The sequence below is a fragment of the Streptomyces sp. NPDC040545 genome, from assembly GCF_055595065.1.
The window spans coordinates 105,992-125,611 of the sequence record NZ_JBVIWA010000017.1 but is presented as its reverse complement, the minus strand read 5'-3'; the positions used below and the strand labels follow the sequence as shown (position 1 = coordinate 125,611).

The 19,620-nt window shown below is 72.8% G+C and carries 8 protein-coding genes; all 8 read left to right on the top strand.

The window, feature by feature from the left end:
- The first annotated feature begins 226 nt into the window (after window positions 1–226).
- The 8 genes from ACZ573_RS28375 to ACZ573_RS28340 all read left to right on the top strand — a co-directional run bounded on the left by ACZ573_RS28375 (window position 227) and on the right by ACZ573_RS28340 (window position 19,593).
- Window positions 227–502, top strand: coding sequence for an isoamylase early set domain-containing protein (locus tag ACZ573_RS28375; protein WP_030384091.1), 276 nt, complete (start codon window positions 227–229; stop codon window positions 500–502).
- A gap of 271 nt (window positions 503–773) precedes the next feature.
- Window positions 774–1,832: a FecCD family ABC transporter permease gene (locus tag ACZ573_RS28370; RefSeq protein WP_471309251.1), complete on the top strand. Its 1,059-nt coding sequence runs from the start codon at window positions 774–776 to the stop codon at window positions 1,830–1,832.
- A complete protein-coding gene (locus tag ACZ573_RS28365) occupies window positions 1,829–2,896 on the top strand; it encodes a FecCD family ABC transporter permease (RefSeq protein ID WP_471309249.1) in 1,068 nt (355 codons plus the stop codon). The genes ACZ573_RS28370 and ACZ573_RS28365 overlap by 4 nt, the downstream gene beginning before the upstream one ends.
- Window positions 2,897–2,982: 86 nt before the next feature.
- Window positions 2,983–3,822, top strand: a complete 840-nt coding sequence (locus ACZ573_RS28360) for an ABC transporter ATP-binding protein (RefSeq protein WP_471309246.1) — start codon at window positions 2,983–2,985, stop codon at window positions 3,820–3,822.
- A 113-nt stretch (window positions 3,823–3,935) separates the two neighbouring features.
- Window positions 3,936–4,997: an iron-siderophore ABC transporter substrate-binding protein gene (locus ACZ573_RS28355; protein ID WP_471309244.1), complete on the top strand. Its 1,062-nt coding sequence runs from the start codon at window positions 3,936–3,938 to the stop codon at window positions 4,995–4,997.
- Entirely contained in the window at window positions 4,994–6,796 is a 1,803-nt protein-coding gene (locus ACZ573_RS28350; RefSeq protein WP_471309242.1) for an ABC transporter ATP-binding protein, read from the top strand. The genes ACZ573_RS28355 and ACZ573_RS28350 overlap by 4 nt, the downstream gene beginning before the upstream one ends.
- A 58-nt stretch (window positions 6,797–6,854) precedes the next feature.
- Entirely contained in the window at window positions 6,855–17,906 is an 11,052-nt protein-coding gene (locus tag ACZ573_RS28345) for an amino acid adenylation domain-containing protein (RefSeq protein WP_471309239.1), read from the top strand.
- Complete coding sequence (locus tag ACZ573_RS28340; protein ID WP_471309238.1) at window positions 17,893–19,593, top strand: ABC transporter ATP-binding protein; 1,701 nt, start codon at window positions 17,893–17,895, stop codon at window positions 19,591–19,593. Before ACZ573_RS28345 ends, ACZ573_RS28340 begins: the two co-directional genes overlap by 14 nt.
- Window positions 19,594–19,620: the final 27 nt, after the last annotated feature.

The window sequence follows — 19,620 nt, the reverse complement described above, 5'->3', positions numbered from 1 at the left end:
CGTGCCCGGAGGCGCGACGAGGCCGTAGTCCCGGCCATTCGTACCTTGACAGGAGCGGAGGGGACGGTACCCCGAGTGCGTCGACACGCAGGGTGACATTGCGTGCCCGTGGGTCACTCGATGTAGTGGGTCCGTGGTGGGAGTGGCGGCGCCGGGGTGCGTCCGGTGCGTCCGCCGCCGACTATGGGCGGCGTACCACCCCCACTGCCGTTGTCAGGAGCTCACCATGCTGGAGCGCAAACTGCGCAAGGACCGCACCGAGGTCACCTTCATCCTGCCTGTCGACACCCCGCCGGGACCGGTCAGTGTGGTGGGCGACTTCAACGACTGGCAGCCCGGTGTCCACACCCTGGCCCGCCGGAAGGACGGCAAGCGCGCCGTGACCGTCGAGCTGCCCAGCAAGAGCACCCATTCCTTCCGGTACCTGGCGGCCGGGGACTACTGGTTCAACGACGAGAGCGCCGGGGACCAGGACGGCCCCAACAGCCGCCTGCACACCTGACGGCCCGGACTCCTCTCGGACCGGAGCGCGCCCCGGCCTTCGGCCGGGGCGCGTTTGTGCGGCACCGGTCCGATCAAGTAAGGTTAGGCTAAGCTAATCGATCAACAGTACACATTTAAGGGCGAGTTGGTTGGCCCCTCACTCCTGCGTGCCCGTTTTGTCTATCGACAGGGCGCCGGGGAATCAGCTTAGCTTTGCCTAAGTTTCGGTCGCGGCTGCGTCGGCGTGCCGACCCGTCCGGGTGGGGATCGAAGGGATGACGTAGAGCGACATGGGCACCCTTGCAGTGGAACGCCCCGCGCCCAGGGGCGTGACGGAGGCCCGGCGGCGGCGGGTCGTGGGCTCGGTCACCCTGGTGCTGGTCCTCGTGGCCGCCGTGGTGGTGTCGTTGGCCGTCGGCGCGCGGGCGCTGACCCCCGCCGAGGTGTGGCGAGGGTTATCGGCGGCGCCGGACCCCGACCAGCGGCTCACCGAGATACGGCTCATCGTGCGGACCGTACGGGTGCCGCGCACGGTGCTCGCGGTCGTGGCGGGCGTGGCCCTGGGGGTCGGCGGGGCGCTGATCCAGGGGTATACGCGCAATCCGATCGCCGACACGGGCCTGCTGGGCGTGAACTCCGGCGCCTCCTTCGCCGTGGTGCTGGTGATCGCCCTGTTCGGGTTCGCCAACCCGTTCCAGTACGTCTGGTTCGCCTTCCTGGGCGCCGCGGTCGCCGGCGTCGTCGTCTTCGGGCTGGCGAGCATCGGCCGGGGGGCCGGTAACCCGCTGACCCTCGCACTGGCCGGACAAGGGGTCACGGTGTTCCTCGCCGCGATGACCACGGCGGTCGCGCTGTCCGACAAGGCCTCGCTGAACGCCCTGCGGTTCTGGAACGCGGGCTCCGTGGCCGGTGTCGGGTTCGACGTCATCCGGCCGGTGACCGCGTTCGTCGCCGTCGGGCTGGTGCTCGCGCTGATCACGCTGCCCGCCCTCAACCTGCTCAACCTCGGCGACGACGTCGCACGGGGGCTGGGGGTGAACATCGTGCTGAGCCGGACCGTCGGCATCGCCGCCGTCACCCTGCTCGCGGGAGCCGCCACGGCGGCGTGCGGCCCCATCGCCTTCCTCGGCCTGATGGTGGCCCACGTGGCCCGGTACCTGACCGGGCCGGACTACCGCTGGCTGGTGCCGTACGCGGGCCTGCTCGGCGCCATCGTCCTGCTGGTCTGCGACATAGCGGGGCGCCTGCTGGTGCGGCCGGGGGAGCTGGACGCGGGGGTCGTGGTGGCCCTCCTCGGAGCCCCGTTCTTCGCGGCCCTGGTGTGGCGCGGAAAGTTCAAGAGTGCGTGACCGGGACCGGGGTGAAGGCATTGGCATCGGTGACGCCGGGCGTGCGGCTCGGCCCCGTCTCGTTCGTATGGCGGCCGTGGGCCGTGTGCGTCACGCTGCTGCTGGCGGCGGCGGCCTTCCTCGTGTTCTGCGTGTCCATCGGCGTGGGGGACTTCCCCATCGGCCTGTCGCGGGTGATGGCCACGGTCGTGGGCGGGGGCGAGCAGGTCGACCAGTTCGTCATCATGGATCTGCGGATGCCGCGCGCCCTGGCCGGGCTCGTCGTGGGCGTCGCGCTCGGGGTGTCCGGGGCGATCACCCAGTCGATCGCGCGCAACCCGCTGGCCAGCCCGGACATCCTGGGGATCACCGGGGGCGCCGGCGCCGTCGCGGTGTTCCTGGTGACGGTGTCGGGCGGGACCGCCACGGCGCTCGTCCACTCCGTGGGCCTGTCCGGGGCGGCGCTCGCGGGCGGCCTCGGCACGGGTCTCCTCGTGTACTTCCTGGCCTGGCGGCGCGGGATCGACGGCTTCCGGCTCATCCTCATCGGCATCTCGGTGAGCGCCGTGACGGAGGCGGTCACGACCTGGCTGCTGGCCACCGCCGACATCAGGGACGTGGCCCGGGCCCAGGCCTGGCTGGTCGGCTCGCTGGACAACCGGTCGTGGGACGACGTGGGTGTGGCGCTGTGGTGCACCCTCGCCCTGATGGCCGTCGTGACGGTGGTCGCCTTCCAGTTCAAGCCGCTGCACCTCGGTGACGACGTCGCCGCGGGCCTGGGCGTCCGGTACACGAGGGTGCGGGCGGTGCTGCTGCTGTGCGCGGTGCTGCTGGCCGGCGTGGCGGTGAGCGCGGCCGGCCCGGTCCCGTTCGTCGCGCTGGTGGCGCCCCAGGTGGCGATGCGGCTGGCGAAGTGCCCGACGCCGCCGATGGCGGCCTCCGGGCTGGTCGGCGCCCTGCTGCTGATCGGCGCGGACCTGGTCGCCCGTACGGCACTGCCGATCACCCTCCCGGTCGGGGTGGTGACCGCCGTGATCGGCGGTCCCTTCCTCATCCATCTGCTGGTGCGGGCCAACCTCCGCTGACCGGTGGCCCCGCAGACCCGTAGACCGCCGGACATCCGACCCTCAGACCCTCAGACCCTTCAGACGTGCCTACTTCAGGGGGAGTTGTGTCCGTATCGCAGACCGCCGGGATCGAGTCCGACGGGGCCGAGGTCGTACGGCTGGCGGCCAGAGGGGTCACCGTCGGGTACGGCGGCCGGGTCGTCATCGACGACCTGCACGTGTCGATCCCGCCGCGGGTGATCACCACGATCATCGGCTCCAACGGGTGCGGGAAGTCCACCCTGTTGCGGACCCTGTCCCGGCTGCTCAAACCGACCAGCGGATCGGTCGTGCTGGACGGCGAGGACATCGGCCGGCTCAGGACCCGGGACGTGGCCAAGAAGCTCGGCCTGCTGCCGCAGGCTCCCGTGGCGCCGGAAGGGCTCACCGTGGCCGACCTCGTGGCCAGGGGCCGCCATCCGCACCAGAGCTGGCTGCGGCAGTGGTCCTCCGACGACGCCGACGTCGTGGCGCGGGCCCTGGCCATGACCGGGGTGTCCGACCTGGCCGACCGCCCGGTCGACGCCCTGTCGGGCGGGCAGCGGCAGCGGGTCTGGATCTCGATGACGCTGGCTCAGGGCACCGACCTGCTGCTCCTGGACGAGCCGACCACGTATCTGGACCTGGCGCACGCGATCGACGTGCTCGACCTCGTGGACGACCTGCACGAGTCGGGATGCACCGTCGTCCTGGTGCTGCACGACCTCAATCTGGCCACCCGCTACAGCGACAACCTCATCGTGATGAAAGCCGGTTCGATCCTCGCGCAGGGGCACCCCCGTGACGTGATCACCGCCGAGCTGTTGTACGAGGCGTTCGGGCTGCGCGCCAAGGTGATAGACGACCCGGTGGGCGACAGGCCGCTCATCGTCCCCATCGGCCGCGCCCACGTGAACACCCCCTAGATCAAACAAAGTTACGCCGCAAGTAAGGCTAGGCTAGCCTCACTTGAGCGCGGTAGGGTTTGGCTGCCCTCGGGCGGAACTGCAATGGACGGCACGAAAGCAAGGGATTTCGGATGCTCTTCCATCGAACGACACGTATGAAGCCCTGGCGGCGGTTGGCGGCGGGAGCCTCCGCCGCGGCCCTCGGTGTCGGCCTCCTGGCCGGATGCGGTTCCGATTCGGCGGACCAGGCCGACAAGAAGAGCGACAACGCCCCGGCCGTCGGGGGCACCTTCCCGGTCACCGTGGAGCACGCCTTCGGATCGACCGAGGTCGAGAAGGCTCCCAAGCGGGTCGTCGCGGTCGGGTACACCGACGACCAGGCCATCCTGGCGCTCGGCATCAAGCCGGTCGGCATGGTCGACCAGTATCCGAACCCGCCGGGCACGTCCCCCGACATCAACACCCAGTGGCCCTGGGTGAAGGAGAAGTGGGGCGGCACCCGCCCCGAGGTCATCATGAACAACGGTGACGCCGGCCCGAACTACGAGAAGATCGCGGCCCTGCGGCCGGACCTGATCATCGCCGTGTACTCCGAGATCGACCAGGCCGCCTACGAGAAGCTCACCAAGATCGCGCCGACGGTGGGCCGCACCAAGGCCGAGAAGGAACCGTTCAGCGCTCCCTGGCAGGACAACGCCGTCCACATCGCCAAGGCGCTCGGCCAGGAGGCCAAGGGCACCGAGCTGGTGAAGGGCATCCAGGACAAGCTCGACACGGCCAGGAAGACGCACCCCGAGTTCGCGAACCAGACCGCCGTCCCCGTGTCCTGGTACAAGGACTCGGTGGCCCCCTTCACCACCACCGACGTGCGCGGCCGGCTGGTGACGGGCATCGGCTACAAGGGCCGGACCGAGATCGACAGAATTGCGGACGGCAAGTTCTACACCACGCTCTCCCCGGAGCGCATGGACCTCGTCGACGTCGACCGCATCTTCGTCATCGCCGACAAGGCGGACCAGGAAGCCCTGAAGAAGTTCCAGCTGTTCACCAACCTGAACGCGGTCAAGAACGGCAAGGTCTCCTACCTCCTCGACAGCGAGGGCCCGGCCGTCGGCGCGGCCATGTCCCAGGGCACCCTGCTCTCCCTGCCGTACGCCATCGACGAACTCGTCAAGTCGGCCGGCCAGGTGTGAGCCTCACCGCCGCGCGCGTCGCCCCGTCGACCCTGCGCACGACGACCGGACGCGAGGCCACCCGCTGGGTCACGGCGCACTGCCGCGAGGTGCCGTGGCTCACCTTCGCCACCGTGTTCACCACGGTGGCAGGGGCGGCCCTGCAGGTGCTCCCGCTGCTCCTGCTCGGCCGCGTCGTCGACGCGGTGGTCGCGGGCGGACCGCACTCCATCCTGGTCACGACCGGGGTGCTGATGGTGGCCGCCGCGCTGCTCGGCGCGGCGGCCACCGCCCTGTCGGCCTACCTCATCGGGCGCCTCGGCGCGGACCTGCTCGCCCGGCTGCGCGAAGGCGCCGTCCGGGCGGTGCTCGGGATGCCGAGCGCCCGGATCGAGCAGGTCGGCCGGGGGGACGTGCTCTCCCGGGTCGGCGACGACGTGGCCGTCCTGTCCAAAGGCATCAGGACGGCCGTCCCCACCGTGTTCTCGGCCGGGGTGCTGGTCGTCATCGCCACGATCGGCATGTTCGGCCTGGACTGGCGGCTCGGTCTGGCCGGTGCCTGCGCGCTGCCCGCGTACGGTCTGGCCCTGCGCTGGTACCTGCCCCGCTCCGCCCCGCTCTACCGCCAGCAGCGGGCGGCCCAGGCCGACCGCGCGCAGGCCCTGATCAGCGGACTGAACGGGATAGACACGGTCCGGGCGTACCGCCTCGAAGGGGCCGTCCGCGAGAAGGTCACCCATGAGTCGTGGCGGGTACGCGACCTCGGCATCGAGGTGTTCCGGCTCTTCGGCCGGTTCGTCGGCCGGGAGAACCGCGCCGAGTTCATCGGGCTGGTCCTGATCATCGTGGTGGGGTACGCCCTGCTGGAGGCCGACGCCGCCAGCCTCGGCGAGGTCTCCGCGGCCCCGCTGCTGTTCCACCGGCTCTTCACCCCGCTGGGCTCCATCATGTTCACCTTCGACGAGGCGCAGAAGTCGGGCGCGAGCCTGACCCGCCTGGTCGGAGTGCTGGAGGAGGACGCGGAGGACCGGCTGGTGGGCTCCCTGGCCGTGGCGGGGGCGGCGGACCCGCCGGACCCGCCGGACCCGGTGCCCGTGACCGTGCGCGGGCTGACGTTCCGCTACCCCGACTCCGAGGATCCCGTCGTCCGGGACGTCGACCTGACGATCCCGGCCGGCACCTCGCTCGCCCTGGTCGGGGCGACGGGCGCGGGCAAGTCCACCCTGGCCGCGCTGATCGCGGGCATCGGCACCCCGCAGAGCGGGTCCGTGCGCATAGGGTCCACCGACCTCGCCGGCCTCGACGAGGCCGGGGCCCGGGCCCTGGTCAGCATCCTCACCCAGGAGACCCACGTCTTCTCCGGACCGCTCGCCGAGGACCTGCGCCTGGCCGCACCGGAGGCGACCGACACCCAGCTGATGGACGCCCTGCGCACGGTCGGCGCCGACGGCTGGGTCGACGCGCTGCCCGACGGTCTGCACACCCTGGTCGGCGAGGGCGGCGAACGCCTCGACGCCACCAAGGTCGCCCACGTCGCCCTGGCCCGGCTGGTGCTGGGCCGCACCCCCGTCGTGGTGCTCGACGAGTCCACGGCGGAGGCGGGCAGCGAGGGCGCGGCCGAGCTGGAACGGGCCGTGCTCGCCGCGTGCGCGGGACGGACCACGCTGTTCGTGGCACACCGGCTGACCCAGGCCATGGCGGCGGACCGGATCGCCGTACTGGACGCGGGACGCGTCGTGGAGCAGGGGACGCACGAGGAGTTGGTGGCCCTGGGCGGCCGCTACGCACGACTGTGGCGGGCCTGGCGCGAGGGCAGCTAGGCCGCCCCATTTTTCGGCTGGGCCAACATATCGATCTGGAAAGGGCGTTGAGCCTTCGATGACGGAATCGACCGCTCGTCTCGTGCTGCTTTCTCCCACCCGCCTGGCCGAAGTGCGCCGGCGGTCCGGCGACTACGGCGACACGGTGATCGCCCGGGCGTGCGCCGTCGCACTGGCCTATTGGGCCACGGGCCGCAGCCCCGACGGCCTGGATCTGACCCCCGGCACCCTCTTCGCCGACGTCCTCGGCTGGGCAGACAACGGCGGTGCGGGACCGGCCGGCTGGGAGGTCGGGACGGACGGCTCCGACGGCCCGGACGGCCCGCCCGGCCGGAGCATCACCCTCCCGGAAGGCGTCGTACCGGCCGACGCGCAGCTCGCCCTGGACGACCTGGCCGACTTCCCGGACCGGCCCCTCTCCACCATCGGCCCCTGCGGTGTCGCGCAGCGGCTCGCGACCCTGGCCGAGTGGAACGACACCGGGGCGGACCGGATCCGCCCGACCGTCGTCGAGATGTTCCGCGAGCAGGCACGCCTGCGGCCGGACGCCGTCGCCGTCGTCGACGAGCACTGCTCGCTGACCTACCGCCAGGCCGCCGAACTCTCCGCCCAGCTGGCCCACCACCTCATCGAACGCGGCCTCACCGCCGAACAGGTCGTCGCCATCTCCCTCGACCGCTCCGCCGCCATGGTGATCGGCCTGCTCGGCGTGCTCCAGGCGGGAGCCGCGTTCGTACCGCTCGATCCGCAGTGGCCCGCGGCGCGCCGCTCCGTCGTCATCGCCGACGCCCGCGTCGTCCTGCAGCTCAACCACTCCGGCGAACACGCCCCGGACGAACCGGAAGCCGTATCCGTCGACCTCGGCGACTGGCGGTTCGGCTCCTGCTCCGGCGAGGGGACCGGGGTCACCGTCCCCGGAGACGCCCTGGCCTACGTGATCTTCACCTCCGGTTCGACCGGCCGGCCCAAGGGCGCGATGATCCGCCACGAGGCCATCAGCGAGCGCCTGCTGTGGCAGGCCGGGGAGATCCTGGGCTTCGGCCACGACGACGCGTCGCTGTTCAAGGCGCCGCTGTCCTTCGACATCTCCATCAACGAGATCTTCCTGCCGCTGGTGTGCGGCGGCCGGCTGGTGGTCCTGCGCCCCGGCGGCGAACGCGACCCGCACCACCTGCTGAGCGTGATCGCCGAGCAGCGCGTCACCTTCACCTACCTCGTGTCGTCCATGCTGGACGTACTGCTGGAGATCGCCGGCGACTCCGGACGCCTCGACAGCCTGCGGCACGTGTGGTGCGGCGGCGAGGTGCTGACCCCGGAGCTGTACGAGCGCTTCCGCACCCGGCTCGACATACCCATGTACCACGGCTACGGCCCCGCCGAGACGACGATCGGCGTCTCGCACGTCATCTACCGGGGCGCCGCTGAACGCCTGTCGACGTCGATCGGCAAGGCCAACCCCAACACCCAGCTGTACGTGCTCGACGACGAACTGCGCCCGGTCCCGGTCGGGGTCGGCGGCGAGCTGTACGTCGGAGGGTTCCTGCTCGGGCGCGGCTACGTGGGCGCGCCCGGCCTGACGGCCTCCCGGTTCGTCGCGAACCCCTTCGCCACGGACGGATCCCGGCTGTACCGCACCGGTGACCTCGCCCGCTTCGCCCCCGACGGATCCCTGGACTTCCTCGGCCGCGCCGACAACCAGATCAAGATCCGCGGCATGCGGCTGGAGATCGAGGACGTCGAGGTCGGCCTCGCCGAGCATCCCGCCGTACGCCACACCTGCGTCGTCGCGAAGAAGAACACGGCCGGCGGCACCTACCTCGTGGGCTACGTGATCCCCGCCACCGGGAGCGAGGACCTGCGCGTCGACGAGGTCAAGCAGTGGGCCGCCGGGCACATGGTCGAGTACATGGTGCCCGCCCACATCGTCGTGATGAAGGAGTTCCCGCTCACCGCCAACGGCAAGCTCGACCGGGGCGCGCTGCCGGAGCCCCAGGCCGGCGCGGGCGCGCTCGCCCCGCCCGTCACCGAGAACGAGCGCCTGGTGTGCGCGGCGGTCGCGGCGGTGCTGCGGCGTGACGCGGTCGGCGTCGACCAGGACTTCTTCCAGCTCGGCGGGGACAGCATCCTGGCGATCTCCCTGCTGAGCGCCCTGCGCGAGGCGGGCCTCCACGTCACGGCCCGCCAGATCTTCACCAACAGCGTCGTGGGCGCGCTGGCGGCGGTCGCGGACCGCGAGGCCGCCGCCGTGGACCACGGCGACGTCGCCACCGGGACGGTCGTGGGATCGCCGATCGTGCAGTGGCTCGGCGCGACCACGGACGCCATCGACGGCTTCGTGCAGTCGGTCGTGCTGAACACCCCGGCGAACCTGACGGCCGACGCGCTCGATGCCGTCCTCACCGCCGTCGTCGCACGGCACGACATGCTGCGCGCCAAGCTGGTGCGGGGCGAGCGCTGGAGCTTCGAGATCCCGGAGGCGGACCGGGCCGTGGCGCGATGGCAGGAGAGCGACCGGCCGCTCGACGAGTGCGTCACGCTCGCCACCGAGGGTCTGGACCCCGCCGACGGCGTGATGCTGCGCGCCGTCTGGCGCCGCGAGGCGCGCCAGCTGGTCCTGGTCGCGCACCACGTGGTGATCGACGGCGTGTCCTGGCGGATCCTGATGGAGGACCTCTCCACGGCGTGGCGCTGGTACGTCTCGGGCGCACCCGTCGAACTGCCCCCGGTGGGCACGTCGTTCCGGCGCTGGACGCAGCTCCTGGCGCGCGCGCGGTTCGACGCCGACCTCGCCCATTTCCGGCGCGCCCTGCCCGGGGCGGACGCGCCGCTGGGCCGGCGCGCGCTGTCCGCGGCCGACACCGTCGCCCGGGAGCGCACGACGACCCTCTCGGTCGGCCCCGACGTCACGGCCGCGCTGCTGGGCGAGGTCCCCGCGAGGTTCCACGCGGGCGTCAACGACGTGCTGCTGACCGCGCTCGCCGTCACCCTCGCCCGGTGGCGCCGCGACCTCGGCCAGGACCAGACGTTCGCGCACATCGAACTGGAGGGCCACGGCCGCGAAGGACGCCACGTGGCGGACTCCGCCGGCTTCGAGCCGGAACTGTCGCGGACCGTGGGCTGGTTCACCACCCTGTTCCCGGTGACCGTCGACCCCGGCGCGGCCACCGACCTCACGGCTCCCGCCTACCTGGTCGCCGCGCTCAAGGCGGTCAAGGAGGACCTCGCGCGGGTCCCGGGCAACGGCGTCTCCTACGGCGCCCTGCGCTACCTGGCCGACGCCGCGTTCGACGCGCCCGCCCCCCAGGTGCTCTTCAACTACCTGGGCCGCTTCGACGCGGGCTCCTCCGGCGACTGGGAGCTCGCCCAGACCACCGGCCGGCTGGGCGAAAGGCGCGACCCCAGGATGCGGCTGCCGCGCGCCCTGGAGTTCAACGCGATCGCCGAACCCGCCTCGGCCGGCGGCGCGTACGAACTGGTCACCACCCTCTCCTGGCCCGACGGGCTGCTCACCGACCAGGACGTCGAGACCATCGGCGGGTACTTCCGCGAGGCCCTGACCGGACTGGCCGCACTGGCCGCACTCGACCTGGCCGGACTCGGCCTGGGCGGCCACTCGCCCAGCGACTTCGCCGTGCCGGCGCTCACCCAGGCCGACGTCGACGAGCTGGACGGTCCGGCGCTGCGGGACGTCCTGCCGCTGACCCCGCTCCAGGAGGGCCTCTACTTCCACTCGGTCTTCGACGACGACTCCGCGGGCAGCTACGTCGAACAGCAGCTCCTGACCCTGGACGGGGAGGTGGACGCCGGCCGGCTCGCGGCGGCGGCCACCCGCCTGCTCACGCTCTTCCCCAACCTGGCCGCACGCTTCACGGCCCTCGCCGACGGCCGCGTGGTCTCCGTCCTGGAGGGCGGGGTGCAGGCCCCGTTCACCACCCTGGACCGCCCCGGCATCACCGGCGAGGAGATCCGCGAGCACGCCGAGCGCGATCGCCGCGCCGGGTTCGACCTGGCGAGCGGCCCGCTGATGCGGTACACGCTGATCCGCACCGGCCCTGCCCGCAGCGTCCTGGTGCAGACCGTGCACCACATCATCGCCGACGGCTGGTCGGTGCCTCCGATGCTCCGCGCCCTGCTGGCCGAGTACCACGCGCCGGGGACCGTGCACCCGCGCGGCGGCTTCACCGACTACGTGCGCCGGCTCGCCGGACGCGACGAGGACGAGAGCGACCGGGTGTGGCGCGAACAGCTCGCCGGGCTCCCCGGCCCCTCGCTGGTCGCCGAGGGGCACACGCCGTCCGACCGGTTCGCCGACACCGCCACCTCGCCGGAGGGGGACATCGACGAGGCCGCCCGGTCCGCCGGTGTCCCGCTCAGCGTGGCCGTGCACAGCGCCTGGGCGGCGACGCTCGGCGGCCTCCTGCAGGGCAGGGACGTCGTCTTCGGCTCCACGGTGTCCGGGCGCGACGCCGACGTGCCCGGCATCGGGGACATGGTGGGTCTGTTCATCAACACGATCCCCGTGCGCGCCCGGTGGGCCGCCACCACCACGGCGCGCGACCTGCTCGCCTCGGTACGGGACCACCAGAGCGCGGTGCTGGCGCACCAGCACGTCTCCCTCGCGCGCATCAGCCGCCTGAGCGGAGCGGGCCCGCTCTTCGACACCCTGGTGGTGTTCGACGTGGCGACCGACGTGGCGGGCCTGCGCGGACCCGAGGACACGCTCGTCATCGGCGACATCGTGAACGAGGGCGCACCGCACTACCCGTTGACCCTCGTCGTGGAGCGCGCGCCCGACGGCCGCCCCCGCTTCAACCTGATCCACGACGGCGCGCTGGTCCGGGAGCCGACCGCCCGGACGATCCTGTCCACCTTCACCCGCACCCTCACCGGCCTGCTGACCCGGCCGGACGCCCTCGTCGACGACCTGGCTCCGACCGGCACCCTGCCCCCCGCACGGATCACCCCGACGACGCTGGGCGCACTCTTCGACGCCGCCGCGCACCGCGATCCGGCCGCGACCGCCCTCACCCAGTGCGCCCTCGACGGCGGCAGCCGGTCACTGACCTACGGTGAACTGGCCGCCGCGAAGGACGAGCTGGCTTCGTCCCTGCGCGCCGCCGGTGTCCGGCCGGGCGAACGCGTCGCCGTCGCCGTCCCGCGCTCCCTCGAACAGGTCGTCGCCCTCGTCGCCGTCGTCAGCGCGGGCGGTGCGTACGTACCGCTGGACCTCGCGTACCCGGACGGACGCCTGGAGTACATCCTCACCGACGCGGCTCCGCAGGTCGTGCTCGTGGACCCGGAGCACCGGGACCGCTTCACGCGGCTGCTGGCCCGGGCGGGCGTACCGGCCCGTGTGCTCGTACAGGGGGAGCGGCCGCCGCAGGCCGCCCAGGCCGCCCCGGATGCCCCGGAGGTCCAGGACACCCAGGCCGCCCGGGACGCCGCCGGGTCCGGGGCCGACTGGCACGATCCCGCGTACGTGATCTACACGTCCGGGTCGACCGGCAGGCCCAAGGGCGTCGTCGTCCCGCACTCCAGCGTGGTGACCCTGCTCGCGAACACCCGGCCCGCCATGGACTTCGGCCCGCACGACGTGTGGGTCCAGTTCCACTCGTACTCCTTCGACTTCGCGGTGTGGGAGCTGTGGGGCGCGCTCGCCCACGGCGCCGAGCTGCTCGTGCCGGAATACGGACTGACCCGCTCACCCGTCGACTTCCACCGCCTGGTGCGCGAGCGCCGGGTGACCGTCCTCAACCAGACCCCGTCGGCCTTCTACCAGTTCATCGAGGCCGACCGGCACGCCGACGAGCCCGCCACCACCCTGCGCCGGATCATCTTCGGGGGCGAGGCACTGGATCCCGGGCGGCTGCGCGGCTGGGTCGAGCGGTACGGGACGGCCTCGCCCGAACTGGTCAACATGTACGGCATCACCGAGACCACCGTGCACGTCACGCACCGGGTCCTGACCGACGATGACTTCCGCTCCGGCGAGGACGTCAGCCCGATCGGCGGCCCGATCCCCGGACTGGTCACCTACCTGCTCGACGACCGGCTCCGGCCGGTCCCGCCGGGCCGGGTGGGCGCCATCTACGTCGCCGGCGACCAGGTCTCCCTCGGCTACCTGCGGCGCCCGTCCCTCACCGCGTGCCGGTTCGTCGCCGACCCGTTCGCGGCCGACGGATCCCGGATGTACCACACGGGTGACCTCGCCCGCCGTACGCTCGGCGGCGAGCTGGAGTTCACCGGCCGAGCCGACGACCAGGTGCAGCTCAAGGGCTTCCGCATCGAGCCCGGTGAGGTGGAGTCCGCGATCCGGGAACTCGACGGTGTGGTCGACGTGGCCGTCACCGTGGCCGACAGCGCGGACCACCTGGTCGCGCATGTCGTGGGCCGGGTGCCCCAGGACCTCGCAGGCCTCCTGGCCTCGAAGCTGCCCGTCCACATGGTGCCCGGCCTGGTCCTGCCCGTCGACGCCCTGCCGCTGACGGTCAACGGCAAACTGGACCGCGAGGCCCTGATCGCACGCGCCGCGCCGCACGACGCGCCGCACGGCGTACCGGCCGCCGCGAGCGGCTCCCCGAACGCCTCCCCGACCGCCTCCGTGACCGCCTCCGCACTCACCGCACTGGTCGGCATCTTCACCGAGACCCTGCCCGGCACCGCCGTCGACGGCGACAGCGACTTCTTCCGGGCCGGCGGCGACAGCATCCTCGCCATCACCGTCGTCAACCGGGCCAGGGCCCTGGGCTTCGCGATCGCCCCCCGGGACGTGTTCCTGCTCAGGACCCCGCGCGCGCTCGCCGAGCACCTGGCGACGAGCACCCCGCACCCCGCGGCGCCCGGCGCACCCGTACCCGCACCGCGCGAGGACGGCCCGCTGACCCCGACCCCGATCATCCTGCGCCGGCGCGAACTCGGCGGATCCCTCGCCCGGTTCGCCCAGGCCCGGTCCCTGGTCGCGGCCGAGGGCACCGGCCACGCCGACGCCGAGCGCGCCGCGAACGCCGTCGTCGCCGCACACCCGGCCCTGCGGCTGCGGCTGCGCACCGAGCACGGGGTGTGGGCCCTGCGCACCGAACCCGCCCGCGCGGTCACCGTCGTACGCAGCGACGCGCCCGATGCGACGGCCGCGGCGGACGAAGCCGCCGGGCGGCTCGACCCCGAGACCGGGGACGTCGTCGCGTTCTCCTGGCTGGAGACGACCCGGACCCTCGTGGTCACCGCGCACCACCTCGCCGTCGACGCCGTCTCCTGGCTGATCCTGCTGGACGACATCGCCACCGCCCTGCGCGGGAACCCGCTCGCCCCGCCGACCACCTCCTACGCCGCGTACGCGCAGGCACTGGCCGACCGGTCGGCCCACGAGACCGACGGCCTCGGGCACTGGATCACCACCCTCCAGGCACCCGCGCTGCTGCCCGTGGCCGAGCGGCCGCGCGAGACCACGGTCGTCCTCCCGCCCGGGACCAGCGACCAGGTGACGCGCACCGCGCCCGCCGCACTCGGCGTCGGCCTCACCGAGCTGCTGTGCGGCGCGCTGCGCACCGCGCTCACCCGCATCCAGCCCTCGCCCACCGATCTGGCGATCGAGCTGGAGCGGCACGGCCGGGTCCCGGCATCGGCACACCACGACTACACCCGTACGGTCGGCTGGTTCACCGCCATCGCCCCGGTGCGCCTCACACCGCACACCGACCCCGTCGCCGCGGCCCGTGAGGTCGCCGAACGCCAGCCGGACGAGCGCGCGCACGTCGCGTACGGCGGGCTCCGGTACCTCAACCCGCAGACGGCGCCGCTGCTCACCGCCCGCCCGCAGGTGCTGTTCAACTACCTCGGCCGGGGCGGCGAGTCTCGGGCCATCCACCTCACCGGCGCCGACGAGGGCAGCCCGTACGCCGTCGAGGTCAACGCCTGGACCGACGCGGCCACCGGAAGCCTGCACGCGGTCTTCACCCTCGCCGAGGGCATACCCGACGAGATCACCGAGCACTGGCGCGCCGCCCTGGAACTCGTCGCGGCCGCCGCCACGACCGCCGAGCGCACGGCGCCGGTCACCCCGCTCCAGCGCGGCCTGTTCTTCCAGGCGCAGCTGGCGGGCGCGGCCGGACACTACGTCGCGCAGAGCTGGTTCACCTTCGACCGGCGCCTGGACACCGACGCGCTGGCCGAGGCGATGGCCTGGGTGATCGCCCGGCACCCGGTCGTGGGCGCGGGCTTCACCACCGACGACGACGGCAAGGCCGTCCAGGTCCTGGGCGCGGGCCGGCGGGTCGGCGTCCGCACGGTCGGCCTCGCGACGGAGGCCGAGATCGAGGCCCTGCTCGCCCGCGACCGCGACACCGGATTCGACCCGGGTGAGCCGCCGCTGATCCGCCTGACCGTGGTGCGGCTGCCCGGCGACCGCGACGGCCTGCTGCTCAGCTACCACCTGCTGTTGTGGGACGGCTGGTCCCGCGAGATCGTGCTGCGGGACCTCTTCGACGCCTACGAGGCCTCCCTCGCGGGCGAGTTGACGACACCGGCCCCGGCCGCGCCCGCCTTCGAGGACTACGCCCGGGCCCTCGACGCCAGGGACCCGGCCGTCTCGGAACGCTTCTGGGCGCAGCACCTGGCCGGCCTCCCCGGCCCCACGCTGCTGGCCGGCCCGGCGCCGGCCCTGGTCGACGACCTGCCGCGGACACTCGTACACACCCTCTCCGCCGAAGCGTCGCAGCTGCTGCGGGACGTCGCCCGGACGCACGGCGTCACCCTCAACTCGGTGCTGACCGGCGCGTTCGGGCTCCTGCTCGCAGCCCGCACCGGCCGCGCCGACGCCGTGTTCGGCGTGACCGTCTCGGGCCGCGAGGGCGAGGACCTCTCCGAGGTCGTCGGCGTCCTGCTCAACACCGTGCCCATGTGGACCAGGGCCCGGCCGGACGACACCGTCCGGGACTACCTGACGGCCGTACAGGCGGCCCGGGTCGAGGCGATGGAGCACGAGCACCTCGGACTCGGCGAGATCCAGCGGGCCGGTGGCCACGACACCCTGTTCGACAACCTGTTCGTGCTCCAGAACTTCCTGGACATGGACGCGTTCGCCGAGATGAACACCCGGCACGGCATCACCGCGGTCCGGGCCGACGACTCCACGCACTATCCGTTCACCTGGGTCGTCACCCCCGGCGACCGGCTCACGGTCAAGCTGGAGTACCGCGACCACGACACCGCGGCCGCCCGGGGGCTCCTCGACGACTACCTGGACCTGCTCGGGGACCTGGCCCGCTCCACCGGCCCGGTGGGCACGCTGCCGGGCGCGGGCCCCGAGCCGGTGCCCGCCGCGCGCACGGAGGTCGGCACGGACACCGTGGTCGACCGGTTCGACCTGGCGGCCGACCGCGATCCACGGCGGGTCGCGCTCGTCGCCCACGGCCGGACCATGACCTTCGAGCGGCTCCGCGACCGCAGCCGGGAGCTGGCGGGCGTGCTCGCCGCACGCGGCATCGGACCCGGGACGACGGTGGCCCTCGCCGTCCCGCGCTCCCTCGACTCGATCGTCGCGCTCTTCGCCGTCCTGCGCGTGGGCGCCGCGTACGTGCCGCTGGAGCTGGACCACCCGGACGAGCGGATCGCCGCCATCGTCGCGGACGCCCGCCCGGACGTGACCCTCACCGTGAGCGCCGTCTCACCCCGGCTGACCGGCGACCTGATCGAACTGGACCGGCCCCTCCCCGGGGCCGAGCCGTTCGTGACCTTCGCACCCGACGACCCGAACCGCCTGCGCCACCCCGCCTACACGATCTACACCTCCGGATCCACCGGCAGGCCGAAGGGCGTGGTGACCGAGTACGCAGGGCTCACCAACATGCTGATCAACCACCAGCGGCGGATCTTCGAGCCGGTGCTCGCGGACCACGGCCACCGGGTCTTCCGCATCGCCCACACCGTGTCCTTCGCCTTCGACATGTCGTGGGAGGAACTGCTCTGGCTCGCCGACGGCCACGAGGTGCACATCTGCGACGAGGAACTGCGCCGCGACGCCCCCCGCCTCGTCGAGTACTGCCTGGAGCACGGGATCGACGTCATCAACGTGACCCCGACCTACGCGCAGCAGCTGGTGGCCGAGGGCCTGCTCGACCACCCCGAGCGGCGGCCCGCCCTGGTGCTGCTGGGCGGCGAGGCCGTCAGCCCCACCCTGTGGCAGCGGCTCGCCGACACCGAGGGCACGGCCGGCTACAACCTGTACGGCCCCACCGAATACACCATCAACACCCTGGGCGTCGGCACCTTCGAGTGCCAGGACCCGGTGGTCGGCGTGGCCATCGACAACACGGACGTGTACGTCCTGGACCCGTGGCTGCGACCGCTGCCGGACAATGTCCCCGGCGAGCTGTACGTGGCGGGCATCGGCATCGCGCGCGGCTACCTCGGGCAGCCCGCCCAGACCGCCGACCGGTTCGTCGCCTGCCCGTTCGGCGCACCCGGCGAACGCATGTACCGCACCGGGGACCTGGTGGCCCGGCGGCCCGACGGGAACCTGATGTACCTGGGCCGCACCGACCAGCAGGTCAAGATCCGCGGCCACCGCGTCGAACCGGGCGAGGTCGAGGCCGCGTTCGCCGCGCACCCGGCGGTGCGGTTCGTCGCCGCGGTCGCCCAGCCCGACCCGCAGGTCGACGGCGCGTACCGGCTGGCCGCCTACCTCGTACTCGGCGGCCCGGGCGGTTCCGACCTGGCGGCGGTCGCCGCCGAGGTGGGGGCCGGGCTGCCGGACTTCCTGCGCCCGACGCACTACGCCCAGGTCGACCGCATCCCGCTGACCGTCAACGGGAAGGCGGACACCAAGGCGTTGCCGGAGGCCCGGCCACTGGGCACGCTGACCACGGCGGGGGAGCGCGGCCCGGAGACCGGGACCGAGACCGTCGTGTGCGAGTTCTTCGCCGAAGCACTCGACCTGGACGACGACGAGGTGAGCGCGCTGAGTGATTTCGTGTCCCTGGGAGGCCACTCCATGCTGGCGGTGCGGCTGATCGGCCTCCTCCGCCGGGAGTACGGTCCCGTGATCACGGTCCGCGATCTGTTCACCCTGCGAACCCCGGAAATGATTGCCCGCCACCTCGATGAAAACTCCTGACACGCAGCGGCCCCGACCGGGGTCCGACATCCTCAAGACCGCTCTGCGCCGCAACATCGGCGCCATGACCTGGGGCACCGTCCTCATGGGCCTCTACCAGGCCGGTGAGACCGCCTTCCCCATCGCGCTCGGCCTGATCGTCGAGCACACGATGCAGGACCGCGGCCCCGGTGCGCTCGCCCTGTCGATCGGCGCGCTGGCCGTGATCATCACGACCGTGTCGCTGTCGTGGCGGTTCGGCATGCGCATCCTGCAGAAGGCCAACACGACCGAGGCGCACCGCTGGCGGGCGCGGGTCGCGGACTGCGGGCTGGAGCCGGTGGCCAGGGACGCCGGCCTCAAGTCCGGCGAGGTGCTGACCATCGCCACCGAGGACGCCGACCAGACGGCCGACATCATCGAGGTGGTGCCGCTGCTGCTCAGCTCACTGGTCGCCGTACTGGTCGCGGCGGTCGCGCTGGGACTGGCCGACCTGCGGCTCGGCCTGCTGGTGATCGCGGGCACCGCCCTGATCCTCTCCGTCCTGAGCGTGATGTCCCGGCGGATCGGCTCCAGCACCCGCGAACAGCAGGCCAGGGTGGCCCGGGCGGGCGCCAAGGTGGCCGACCTGATCACCGGTCTGCGCCCGCTCCACGGCTTCGGCGGCAACCACGCGGCCTTCCGGTCCTACCGGAAGGCCAGTACGGAGGCCAAGCACCAGGCGATCACCGTGGCCGGGGTGAACGGCGTGTACGCGGGCACCGCCACGGCCCTGAACGCGGCGCTCGCCGCCGGCGTGACCCTGACGGCCGGCTGGCTGGCCTTCAACGGCCACATCACCGTCGGGGAGCTCGTCATGGCCGTGGGGCTCGCCCAGTTCATCATGGAACCGCTGAAGCTGTTCTCGGACATGCCCAAGTACGTGATGACGGCCCGCGCTTCGGCCGAACGCATGGCGCTGGTGCTGGCCGCGCCCCCGGTGGCCGCGCACGGGACGGAGCGCCCGGCCGCCGGCGGTGGCCTGGAGGTCGACTGCGTCCGGTACGGGACCCTGCGCGCCCTGAAGTTCCAGGTGCCGGCGGGCGAGTTCGTGGCGATCGCCGTCTACCAGCCGCGTGCCGCGGCCGACCTCGCCGCGATCCTGGCCGTGAAGGTCCCGCCGCACGCGTACGAAGGAGCGGTGCGGGTCGGCGGGGAGGAGCTCGCCGCCCTGTCGGTCGAGGCGGTCCGCGAGCACATGCTGGTGAACCCGTACGACGGGGAGATCTTCGCGGGCACCCTCCGCACGAACATCGACCCGTCGGGCACCAGCCGCACGGTCGACGCGGCCGTCGAGGCGTCCATGCTGAACGACGTCGTCGCCCTCCACCGCGAAGGACTCGACCACGGCGTCCGCGACCGCGGCGCGAACCTCTCCGGCGGACAGCGCCAACGGCTGTCCTTGGCCCGGGCCCTGGCCGCCGACTCCGACATCCTCGTCCTGCACGATCCGACCACGGCCGTCGACGCGGTCACCGAGCAGCTCATCGCACGCAACGTCGCGAAGATGCGCCGCGGCCGCACCACCGTCGTGATCACCAGCAGCCCGGCCCTCCTGGACGCCGCCGACCGTGTGCTCGTCCTGGACGACGGGGTCATCACGGCCGAGGGCACCCACCGCAACCTCCTCGCCGGGGACGAGGAGTACTGCCTGGCAGTGGCCCGTTGACCCGTCCTGGGCGCGGCACCGGCAGTA

Coding starts and splice junctions, on each gene's coding strand:
- ACZ573_RS28355 (WP_471309244.1), top strand. CDS start 3,936: ATGCTCTTCCATCGAACGACACGTATGAAGCCCTGGCGGCGGTTGGCG.
- ACZ573_RS28370 (WP_471309251.1), top strand. CDS start 774: ATGGGCACCCTTGCAGTGGAACGCCCCGCGCCCAGGGGCGTGACGGAG.
- ACZ573_RS28375 (WP_030384091.1), top strand. CDS start 227: ATGCTGGAGCGCAAACTGCGCAAGGACCGCACCGAGGTCACCTTCATC.
- ACZ573_RS28340 (WP_471309238.1), top strand. CDS start 17,893: ATGAAAACTCCTGACACGCAGCGGCCCCGACCGGGGTCCGACATCCTC.
- ACZ573_RS28345 (WP_471309239.1), top strand. CDS start 6,855: ATGACGGAATCGACCGCTCGTCTCGTGCTGCTTTCTCCCACCCGCCTG.